The sequence below is a fragment of the Candidatus Vampirococcus lugosii genome (assembly GCF_018420025.1).
Taxonomy (GTDB): domain Bacteria; phylum Patescibacteriota; class Gracilibacteria; order Absconditabacterales; family Absconditicoccaceae; genus Vampirococcus; species Vampirococcus lugosii.
Genome location: NZ_JAEDAM010000038.1, coordinates 1 through 11,676, shown reverse-complemented (window position 1 = coordinate 11,676; position 11,676 = coordinate 1). Strand labels below are relative to the sequence as shown.

Here is an 11,676-nt window from a genome sequence, read left to right as displayed (position 1 = left end):
TTCTTTTTCTATTTCTTTTTGTAGTTTAATTATTATTTCTTTATTTTTTCAGTCAACTACAAAATTATTTTGTTTTTCAATATATCAAGTTAAGCTTGCAATATAAGTATATTCTCAATTTTTCAAATTATAAAGATTATTAAATGTATTTGCTCATATTCAATCTAATTTTAATGAATTTTTATATTCTTCATTTAAATCAAAATTATAATTATCAACTGATTTAAACCATTTTTTTTCTGCATTATTAATATTATTTTCAAGTTTTGCTTTTCAAGAATTTCTACTTTTTATAAGTTTATTTGTCAAATTGTTTTTTATTATTACATCTTTTGTTCAAGAAAAACGATATTCTATAGCATTTTGATATTTATTATCCAAAAAAATTGTATTATTCAATACTTCTGTTCAATATGAGTTTTCTAATCATATTCAAACATCTCATTTATTAGAATTAGTATAAATAATATTGTCAATTATTATTCATCATTTATGTCATTTATTTGCTTTTGATCACATTCAAAATCATATTCATCTATCGCAATTATATATTTTATTTCTTTTTACTGTTGTTCATTTACTATTTGACCAAAAATGTATTGCATGTTCAGCTAATTTTTTTTCTGGACTTATTATATTTTTAAAGATATTATCCTTTATTATCCAATTTTTTCAAAAATGCACATCTATTCATCATATATAAAATTGTGGTCAAATTCAAGCAGTATATTCAAATTTACTACATTGTATAATTCAATTATCTGTTCAATAATCATTGTTTGCATAAGATCATTTTATCATTTGTTCTCAAGTATCAAAAATTTTTGAATTATAAAGCCAAAAATTATCTGCATCTTTTTCTCAATGAATTTGAATTGCATGATTTGCTACTTTCCCTATACTCATATCTCATATGATAATATCATTTCATAATATCCAAAATCAATGAGATATTGATCAATTCATTCATTTTCAGTTTAATATTACATCTTCTGGATTTCCAGTTTCTCATCTAAAAATTATTTTATCTCAATTAACTTTAAATCAATTTTTTAAATTATAATTTCATTTTTTAATAATTATTTCATACCATTTATCTTTATTTGAACGATTATTAGCTATATTTATTGCATTTTTTAATTCTTCATAATTATTTACTACACTTGTTTCTTTATTATAGTTTTTAACTAAATCTCAAAGAGAATTTATACAAAAATTATTATTTTCTCAATCAATTATATTTCAATCTTTATCTTTTATTTCCAAATTTAAACCTTGTGGCTCTAAATCAAATTTTATTTCATATTTTTTTTCTTCTTTTTCTTCTTTTTCTTCTTTTTCTTCTTTTTCTTCTTTTTCTTCTTTTTCTTCTCAATTGAAAGTTATATTAATCAATTTCATATCACTATATTCCGATAAATCATTATCAAAAACATTTATTTCCAATTTTAATTGATCTTGATTATAATCATATAATCAATTAAGTTCCAATTTTATAGATAAATTATTTTGATTTTTTTCCAAAGAAATATTCTTTTGTTCAAATAAATCATCATTTTTATTTTTTAAATAAATTTCAAGTTTATCAAATTTATTTACATCCAAAAGTTGAATATCAATATCCAAAAAATTATCATTATAATTAATAGAATCTTTAACAGAAATTTCATCTATCATAATAGATTTTTGATCTTTTTCTTCAAAATTTTCATCTTTTCAAGGATTTTCGGATCATGGTAAAATTACTTCCAATAATTGTGCTTGTAATTCTTTATCTCTTGAAGAAATATTTGCATTATCAGTAGTAAAAACTTCTCATTCTTCAACTTCATTCAAAATATAAAAAATATCATCTCAAACCAAAACTCATCTAGAAACGGATTTTCATTGTTCTTGTCATTCCAAATTAGCAGATAAACTTGTCCAAAGAATTCTTTCGTTCAAAGTTTTATCAGTTATATAAAGTATATTATCTCATCAACTATATTTACCAAGTCTTTCTCAATTTATTGACAAAAAATCTCTATTTGGTCCACAACAAGCAGATATAGCCATAAAAATTACATTTCAATCTTTATCAATATTTATTTCTCAATTTTTTGATCTAAAAGTGTTTCAATTTCAATTTGACAATCTCGGTACTATAATTTGTCATTGTTTTACTTCTCAAGTATCAGTATCTATTCTTCATAAATATCACAAATGAGCCGCACCACTTATTCACCAAGATGCATTATACATATCTCACCCATTTAAAGTTCAAGTTTTTAAATTTTTTCAATTCCATCTAAAAATAGTATTTCATCCAGCAGATTCACCAGCAAAATATAAATCTCAATTTTGTCAAATTTGTATTCTATATCATCTAGTATCAGCCATATTTTCAGTTTCAGAAAGTTCATTTTTATTGAAATTCCAAGTATCCCAAATTATTCATTCTTTTCAAATTTCATAAGCAAAAATTACAGCTACTTGTAAATTATTAAATTGTTGATAACCAGTAACATAAATATTATTTTTATCACTATCTATTGCTATATCATTAGTATAGGTTTTATCAAAATATTCTTCAAAAATACTTTTTCAATCTTGAAATACAGCAATATTTTTATTATACAAAATAGCAATTTTTCAATTATTTCATACAGAAATACGATTTTTTTGTTGTTTATCATTATTGTAATCATTTACTTTAATTCATTTTCAACTCATATCACTAGTCCAAATTTTTTTTCAATTTTCATATAAATAAAGTTTTTCGGTAGTAAGAATTCAAGTATATTTATTATTTATACTTCATTGTATATGTACCAAATCTCAAGTTAATAAATATTTATCTTTTTGTTCATAATCTTTTGAATATCTAAATAAATAAGATTTATTATTCAAATTTCATCAAATTAAAATATCTCAATTTTCCAAAATTGCTCATCATTTTGGAGATATAAAATCAAGATAAGAAGAGTAATTACTATCAAAATTAGTTGCAATTTGTCAATTTTCATTTTTATCAAAAGTCATTTTTCTGATAGTTTGTTTTCAATTATATCTAATCAATAAAAATATATCATTTCCATTAGTTATACTGCTTCTAACTCATAATGAAGTATTTCATAAATTTAATCAAAGTCAATTAGTATAATCTGGAATTTGAGATATTCAATTATCTAATTTAAAATATCATCAAAATCTACCATCTATACAATATGCTATATCAAGTAGTGGTCTACAAGAAAATCAATATCAAGATCATTTATTGTATTCTTTCCAAGAAGAATCTATCAAAACATGTTCTGCAAATCTTCATCAATTATCTCTAATTTCCCATTTACCAGAAGTTTTTTCACTAAAAGTATATCAATTCATTTTTAATAATTTATCACTTGTGATTTGTGTTGCATTTATCGGAGTATATGAATAATAAATTTCTCTATCATCTTTATTTCAATTCCAACCAAAAGCCATAGAAGAATGTTCTGATTTTGTTTCTCATCTAAAAACTCTTCTGTTATGAGTAATTCTGTTCCAAATTCAATTTTGATAAGCAAAAAGTCAAGAATAATTACTTTTATAAAAAACTACTCAATCTATTTCTGTAAGTGTGATATGAGGTTTGCCATCCAAATCTTTATATGGAAAATTTAAGTCTTCCCATTCTTGATTTACTGGATCATAAGCCAAAATAATAGGATTTCATCATTTCCTTGTTGCCAACAAAAATCTTCATTCTCAAGCTCTAACAAATTGCATATACAAATGTGATTTTAGTCTTTTTGCTTCTTTGTATTCTTCTGGATCATATTTATCAATAATTTTATCAGGTATTTTTTTAGGACTATACCAACCAGATTCAATATCTGACAAATTTAAAATATGAGATCTAGAGAATAAATAATCATTTCAATCACTTCATTGAATAATTTCAGGTTTTCTTGTAGATCAATATGTCGGTGATCAAATTATTTTTTCCCAAGAATTATTATCAAAATCAAATTTATAAAGTCAATTTCATTTTACATTAGCAACTCAAACATAAACATTTCATTCACTATCTTTTGCAAATCATTGAACTCATTCTAATGCTTGATCCGATAATCAAGAATTTATATCAACTCAATTTCAATAAGAAAAATTTGTAAATAGAATAAAAAATAAAAACAAAAATATTTTTTTCATAATTTTTTATAATTTAATTAAATAAAAATATAGTTATTATTTATTTTTTTTATTTAAAAAGTCAATTTAAAATTTGTTAATTTAGTAAAATATAAATTATAGTTTTTTGATTGAAAAAAATGAGAAACTAATTATTATAAAGTATAATTTTTTAATTTGAAAATAAACTAATGATTTGTGAAAAAATAAAAAATAATTATCTTGTTAATTTTATTATATTTGATTTTTTGTCCAAAAAAGCTAGTATTATAAGTGTTTTTATATAAAAAAAATTAATTAATGATAACAAAACAAAATCTTAAAGAGGTTTTAAAAAAACTAAACTTTCAAGAAATTAAAGAAAATTATTTTTCTAAAAAATTTGAAAACTTTGATTGTAATTTAGAAGTAGATTTTCAAAATGAAAAACTTGTTTATCCAGAAAATTCTTGATTAAAAATAAATGATAGAACTATAAGTAATTTTAAAGCTCCAGAAAATTTTGTAGTTTTTGAATGTGTAAATAGATTACTTGAACAATGATATAATCCAAAACATATTGAACTTGAACCAAAATGGCAAGTATGACACGGTGCAAGTTGATGAAAGGCTGATGTTTTGGTAAAAAACAACTTATGAAATTCTTATTTAATTATTGAATGTAAAACTGCCGTGTGAGAATTTAATAATGCTTGGAAACAAGCTCAAACTAAACCAACTCAAATATTTTCTTATGCTCAACAAGCAAAATCAACAGAGTTTATAGCTCTTTATGCAAGTGATTTTGTAGATAATGAAGTAAGACCAGAATATTATCTTATATCTTTGAAAGACAATGAAGATTTACTAAAAAATAATTCAAAATTAAAATCTTTCAGAGATGCAACAAGTGTAGAAGAAATTTATAAAGTTTGGGTTGATACTTATGACCAGGAATATGCTAGACTTTGACTTTTTGAAAATGCTAGAGCTTATGATATTTGAAAAAATAAATTTTCGACTGACGACTTAAAAACTGTTTCCTCAAAAGATATTGCTTGAAAATACCATGAATTTGCAACGATTTTAAGACAACATAATGTAAGTTGAAGAGAAAATGCTTTTGATAAACTTGTAAATTTATTTTTGTGCAAGGTAGTTGATGAAAAAGATAACTCAAAAGATTTAAGTTTTTATTGGAAGTGAAAGGCTTATGATGATCCTTTTTCTTTGCAAGATAGACTGCAAAAACTTTATAGTGTTTGAATGAAAAAATTTCTTTGAGAAGATGTGTTATATTTTATAATTTAATTTTATTTAAAATGAATTGAGTATCTTTGTTTTCTAATGTTTGAATATCAGATTTTTATTTAAATAATTTTTGAATTGATATAAAAGTTGCTAATGAGTTAATACCTAAAAGAGCTGATTTATATTCACGATTTTATCCTAATTCTAATATGATTTGTTGAGATATTACAGATGAAAATATTTATAATAAAGTTTTGAAAAGTGCTATTGATAAAAAGTGTAAGTTTTTAATTGCAACACCTCCTTGTCAATGAATGTCTTTTGCTTGAAAAAGGCAACAAGATGATCCAAGAAATAATCTTGTAGTTAAAGCAGTAAATTTTATTAAAGATTTAAAACCTGATTATGTTATATTAGAAAATGTTCCATCTTTTTTTAAAACAAAATTGATTATAGATTGAAAAGAAATTATAATTTCAGATTATTTAGATAAGGAATTATCAAAAATATATAATATCAATAAATCAATATTAGATGCTTGAGATTATTGAACAGCTCAAATAAGAAAAAGAGCTATTGCGATATTAACAAAAAAACCTATCCCATTATGGGATTTTCCGAAAAAACAAAAACAAATAACAGTTCAAGAGGCGATATGATATTTGCCAAGTTTGGAAAGTTGAGAAAAATCACATATACCTTATCATTTTGCTAAAAAACATAATGATAAACATATATTATGGATGAGACATACTCCAACTTGAAAAACTGCATTTGATAATAAAATATATTATCCTCAAAAAGAAAATTGAGAAACTATAAAATGATATAGAACAACTTATAAAAGAATTAATTGGGATAAACCTGCTCCTACTATTACAATGTGTAATTGATGAGTATCTAGTCAAAATAATGTTCATCCTTGAAGAAAAAAAAGTGATTGAACATATTCAGATGCTAGAGTTTTAAGTTTAAAAGAAATTTTTATTCTTACTTGATTGCCTGATAATATATCTTTTCCAAATTGGGCAAGTGAAAATTTAATTAGACAAGTAATATGAGAATGAGTTCCTCCTAAATTAATTTCTTCTTTACTTTGAACAATGCCAAATTATAAAAATCATATTAAATGATTTAAAGAAAACAAATTTAAAGAAAGGGAATTATTTACAGTAGCTTAATTTAACTAATTTAACAATATTTAATTATGTTTAACTTTGAAGAAAAAAGATTGGACGAAATGGAGTTTGTTGAAATTTCATCTAGATATCAAACAATATTTTCTGATTTAATATGAAAAAATAAATTTGAAAAAATAGAGAAAGAAAACTATGATAAATATAAGTTATTACAAGAATATATAAATAAAGGTTATAAATTTAAATGATGAGCAATGTGAAGATCCCCAATAACATATTGAAGAAATATGCTTTATGGTTGGTTTTTGGAGGATTTACTTTTTTATTTATTATCTAAAAATTTAAGTATTAATTTGATAGAATGATTTGGTGATGATAGTAAACACGATTTTTTTATAAACGATAAAAATCAAATTGAAATATATTGAAGTAAAACTACACAACCTGATTATATAATTAAATTAAATAATTGAAAAGAGTTTTTATTAGAATTAAAATCTGCTTCAAAATGAATTTTTTCAATAAAAAAATGAAATATTGATCAACTTTCAAAATCTTGTGCATATAATTGAAAAATAACCTTAATATTAATGATAGACCTTTTAACTTGATCTTATGACTTAAAATGATTGAATTTTTTTAAATCAAATAGACCTTTTGTAAATCAAAGAATGGAATGACAACTTTGTTATGATTTTCCAGTTCCTAAAAATGAAATAAAAAACTTAATAAATGAAAATTTTAATGAATATCTTGATGAAGATATATTTAATGATGAATTTATTAAAAAATTATCACTACTAAAAATAGCAGAAGATAAAAATAATCAATTATACAAAAGGATAATAAAACAAAAGATGAGAATAGAGAAATTAGAGGAAGAATTAAATTATCATAATGAAAGTATAAAACAAAAAATACAAGAAATCAAACAAAAACATCCTTTAACTACTAAATCTTGGTTAGATATAGAAAAAGAATTAAAAGATATTTAAAAACTTTACAAATCCCACTTACTTCTTTGGAAAAGCAAAAAGAAATTGTTTCACAAATTGAAGAAATTGAGAAAAAAATTGAGGAAAATAGAAAAATTGTTGAAGGTGCGAAGGAGTTGAAGGAGGGGTTTTTGATGAGGTATTTATAGTTTTAAAGTTTAATAAGGTTTTTTTATGCCAGTTAAAATAAGAATCAAAAATATTAAAGTAAAAAATTATAGGTCTTTTTGAATAAGACAAGAAGACTTTGATTTTCCTTTGTATGAAAATGAAGATAATAATGAAGCAGAAATTTTTGAATTTCCAGATAAAACTTATAAAAAAACCAGTTGCTATTATTTGATATAATAATGCTTGAAAAACAAATTTACTAAATGCTATAAAATATTGATTATATGAATCAGTTAGAGAAGATACTTTTGATATAAAAGATTTTCATAACCAAGATTGGAATAATCTACCTTTTTTTGAATTAGAATTTGCAACTTGTTGATTATGAGATAATAAAATAGAAGATAATAAATTTTATAAAAATACAATAAAAATTAATATTGAAAATGATTCAATAAAATCTGTAAGTGACACTTGTAATTGTTATTGAGAAAGTTCAAGTTATGGTAAAAAATGGTCAATAAAACAAAAAGCACCTATTTATTATATAAATTTTCATAATATAAAAAATGAAATATCTACTCAAAAAACAAGTTGGGGAAATCTAAAATCATTTTTAGGAAAACATATTGATAAACTTGTTAAAACTGATGAATCAATGAAAGAAAGAAAAGATAATTTTAAAGATGAAATATCTAATGCTACTAAAAAAGTTTTAAATTGAGAAGAAGATAAAAAAGAAAACAATAAAACTAAATTACAAAATTTTATAGAAAAAATTCAAAATAATTATAAAAATAATCTTAGAAATACAGCTTGTAAAATAGATTTTTGATTACCGGATTATGAAGATATTTTTCTGCAAATGATGTTTAAAATATGACTTAATTGAAATGATAAAAATTTAATTCCAATAGATCATTTTTGAGATGGTTATATTTCAATGTTTGTAATGGCAGTAATTCAAGCAATAGCTGAAACAGAAGAAGATGATAAATGTTTATTTTTATTTGAAGAGCCTGAAAGCTTTTTACATGAAAATCATCAAGAATATTTTTATAAAATGGTTCTTTGTTGATTAACTGAAAAATGACATCAAGTAATATATACAACTCATTCTGATAAAATGATTGATATGTTTGATACCAAATGAATAATAAGACTTGAACATGATGAAGCAAAATGAACTATTAAAAAATATAATAAAATTCAAGAGCCAGATAATATTGGATTAAATGAATATAATAGTTTTATTAAAAATATTGAACCAAATTTAAACAAAATATTGTTTAGTAAAAAAGTTATACTTGTTGAATGACCAAATGATTTAATGGTTTATAATCATGTAATAAATAAAAAGGTTTTAGGAAATATTGAAGAAAGTTCAGATATTGAAAATAAAGAAAAATATGCTGAAACATATTTAAATTTTCATAATATTTCAATAATTCCACATCATTGAAAAACTACAGCTTTATTGCTTATAAAATTATGTAAATGGTTTGAAATAGATTGTTTTATAATAACTGATTTAGATCTAGATGATAAAGAGCTAGTTTGAAAATTAAAAAAATATGAAACACTAGAAGATATGAAAAAATGAAATGAATATAAAAATGCAGAAAATAAACCAATAATTACAAATAATTGGAATCTTATAAATGAATCTTGAGAAAATAATATTCATTTTAATATAAAAAAACTTGAAACGGTTATTTGATATGAAAAAGATGATAAAAACCCTTTTCAAATATGGAAACATATAAACAAAGAAAATTTTCAAATAACTGAAGATTTGTTTTCAGATAAATTAGAAATTTTTTTATGAATAAATAAAAACTCTTAACTTTTTTGCGAAAAATCCCAAAAAATAGTATAATATCATGAAATAATTTACTTCCAATTCTTAAATTATGGATAAAACTCAAAATCATTGGATAGCTTTGTATTTATCATGACAATACCCATGATTTTATACTATGCCTGATAGATTAAGTTTTTTTGATGAATTAAAACTTGAAAATCCTACAAGATTTACTGATGTAGTATTAGGACAATATCAAAATAAAAATGATGTTGAGTTTTTTTATAGTTTGTTAAATTCCTTTGAAAGAAATCATTCAGATAAATATGAAGATTTATTAGTGAGATTATGAGTTCCTGACGATGTAAAAAATGATCCTAGAGTTGACAAGAAAGAAGTAAAAAATGAAGTAGTAAAAGAGAATAATTTTTGAGATTTAATTTATAAAGAAATTTGAAAAACACTTGATAATGATATTAAAAAGTTCTTTTTTAATTGACTAAAAACAAAAGATTATTGAGTTTATTTGAGAGAAATATTAAATTATTTAAGTATTTATCTTAAAGATTACCATAATAAGATTTGATTATCTTGAGAAAAGAAAGAATGAGATGCAGTTGAAGCTATTTTTACAAATCCAAAACTAAAAATAACTTGAATTGATTTAACTACAACAGATTGAAAGTCTAAAAAAGAATGATTATACAAATTATTACTTTGAACTTTTAAAAATTATAGAAATATTTTAGCTCATAATAAATCAGATGATTTAAAAATTGATACCTGAGAATATCTTGAAACTTTTTTATTTGTTAATCAGTTAATAAAAGAAGTTAAAGAAAAATTTCCTTTAAATTAATTTTATAAACTAAAAAATACTAAAAATGACAAATTATCACCTATCTTGAAAAACTTGAAAATACAAAATCAAAAAAGAATGATCTAAAAAATATAGTAAAATAAATATTTCCACAAAAAAAGAAGCTGAAAAATTAGCCAAAAAAATGTGTGAAAATTCTTGATGATGAGAAGTTAAAATTCATTCAAAAAATTGAAAAATAAACGATTCTGATACAGTTGCACCTTGAAATGATCCTTGTCCTCCAAAAGATAAAGTCCATTAAAATTTAATTTGATAAAAATAAACTATGAAAATTAAGAAAGATTATATAGAATATTGTAATTATTTAAACAATAAATGTATTTAATTGCCCCCTCAAACTCCACACCATGATTTAGCTATAATTTTATTAAATATTGTAAATTTATTTACTAGTATTTTGTCTAATTATTTCATAAACTATTATTGATGCAGAGTTTGCAACATTCATTGAATAATCATATCAATATATTGGTATATGAATACATTTATAATTTCTATCTAATAGACTTTGTTCTACTCACCTTGATTCAGAACCAAATATTAAAGCTATCTTTTTATTGCTTTTGAAGTTGTTTTCAAAATAAGATATACTTTGATTAGTTATTTCTACTATATAAATATCATACTGATTTTCTAAATTATCCAACAAATCATGTATGTTTTCATGGTATGTATATGGAGTAGTTTTTTTACTAAATTTTCATGTGATTTTAACTTTTTTGTTATTTTCTGGAGTAGGTGTGTTTCAGCATAAATATATTTTCTCTAAATATGCATTATCAGATAAACGAAAAAATGAACCAACATTAATTGGGTCAGATACATTATTTAATATTATAGAAATTCAAAATCTATCGTCTCTTTTGGGTAGTTTGATTTTTGCTTCTTCGTATCATAGTTGATAATTTTTTGTATTCATTTTTTTGCTTTATTATAAATAATTATTGAAAATAATAATAAAATGTGTCTCTAATTCAAGTAGAACTAGAGACACTATAGGAATGTAGAAATACTACTTTCCGTGGTTTCCGTGGGAATTGACCTTACCATCTGGATGCACAGTAGTGTGACCCTTGTCGGTTTGGTGTACCTTGTCGGTGGAACCTTTACCAGGATCCCTGGTTCGGTCAGTATTGCTGACAATTGTTTTTGCATTGCCAGTTCTGGATTCGATAACTTCCCTTCCATGGAAGCTATTGGGAGCATCGTTTTTTGACATGTTACACCTCTTTACTTTGCTTAAGTGGTAACTTACTTATATTAATTTATAGAAAAAAATTAACCTTTTTTATGTTTTAATTATAAAAGCATAATATAAGAATTATTTAAAATTAATTTGTACTTTAGCTATGATTTCCA

The 11,676-nt window shown here is 22.4% G+C and carries 10 protein-coding genes; 8 read left to right on the top strand and 2 right to left on the bottom strand.

All coding sequences use genetic code 25. The annotated features are described in order from the left end of the window. Positions 1-4,176: hypothetical protein (locus VAMP_RS03335; RefSeq protein WP_213349237.1), on the bottom strand; the 4,176-nt coding region annotated here is incomplete at its 3' end. Between the two features lie 279 nt (positions 4,177-4,455). Between VAMP_RS03335 and VAMP_RS03330 the strand changes: the two genes are divergently transcribed. The 8 genes from VAMP_RS03330 (at position 4,456) to VAMP_RS03295 (ending at position 10,558) form a co-directional block, all read left to right on the top strand. Continuing rightward, the gene (locus tag VAMP_RS03330; protein WP_213349234.1) at positions 4,456-5,445 is read left to right on the top strand and encodes a hypothetical protein; all 990 of its coding nucleotides are present in this window, start codon (positions 4,456-4,458) and stop codon (positions 5,443-5,445) included. An 11-nt stretch (positions 5,446-5,456) separates the two neighbouring features. Then, a complete protein-coding gene (locus VAMP_RS03325) occupies positions 5,457-6,566 on the top strand; it encodes a DNA cytosine methyltransferase (RefSeq protein WP_213349231.1) in 1,110 nt (369 codons plus the stop codon). 26 nt (positions 6,567-6,592) lie between these two features. After that, the gene (locus tag VAMP_RS03320; RefSeq protein WP_213349227.1) at positions 6,593-7,519 is read left to right on the top strand and encodes a hypothetical protein; all 927 of its coding nucleotides are present in this window, start codon (positions 6,593-6,595) and stop codon (positions 7,517-7,519) included. Then, positions 7,483-7,668: a restriction endonuclease subunit S domain-containing protein gene (locus tag VAMP_RS03315; protein WP_213349224.1), complete on the top strand. Its 186-nt coding sequence runs from the start codon at positions 7,483-7,485 to the stop codon at positions 7,666-7,668. Before VAMP_RS03320 ends, VAMP_RS03315 begins: the two co-directional genes overlap by 37 nt. A 25-nt stretch (positions 7,669-7,693) precedes the next feature. Then, positions 7,694-7,867 carry a hypothetical protein gene (locus VAMP_RS03310; RefSeq protein WP_213349220.1) on the top strand — a complete coding sequence of 58 codons (174 nt, stop codon included), beginning with the start codon at positions 7,694-7,696 and terminating at the stop codon, positions 7,865-7,867. Then, positions 7,800-9,476 carry an ATP-dependent nuclease gene (locus VAMP_RS03305; protein WP_213349216.1) on the top strand — a complete coding sequence of 559 codons (1,677 nt, stop codon included), beginning with the start codon at positions 7,800-7,802 and terminating at the stop codon, positions 9,474-9,476. The genes VAMP_RS03310 and VAMP_RS03305 overlap by 68 nt, the downstream gene beginning before the upstream one ends. 67 nt (positions 9,477-9,543) lie before the next feature. Further along, a complete protein-coding gene (locus tag VAMP_RS03300; protein WP_213349214.1) occupies positions 9,544-10,293 on the top strand; it encodes a TIGR02391 family protein in 750 nt (249 codons plus the stop codon). Positions 10,294-10,318: 25 nt separating this feature from the next. Next, positions 10,319-10,558 (top strand): DUF2188 domain-containing protein, encoded by a 240-nt coding sequence (locus VAMP_RS03295; protein ID WP_213349211.1) that lies wholly within the window; start codon positions 10,319-10,321, stop codon positions 10,556-10,558. A 141-nt stretch (positions 10,559-10,699) separates the two neighbouring features. On the opposite strand, the gene VAMP_RS03290 is transcribed toward VAMP_RS03295, so the two are convergent. Further along, positions 10,700-11,236, bottom strand: coding sequence for a TrmH family RNA methyltransferase (locus VAMP_RS03290; protein ID WP_213349207.1), 537 nt, complete (start codon positions 11,234-11,236; stop codon positions 10,700-10,702). Positions 11,237-11,676 lie beyond the last annotated feature (440 nt).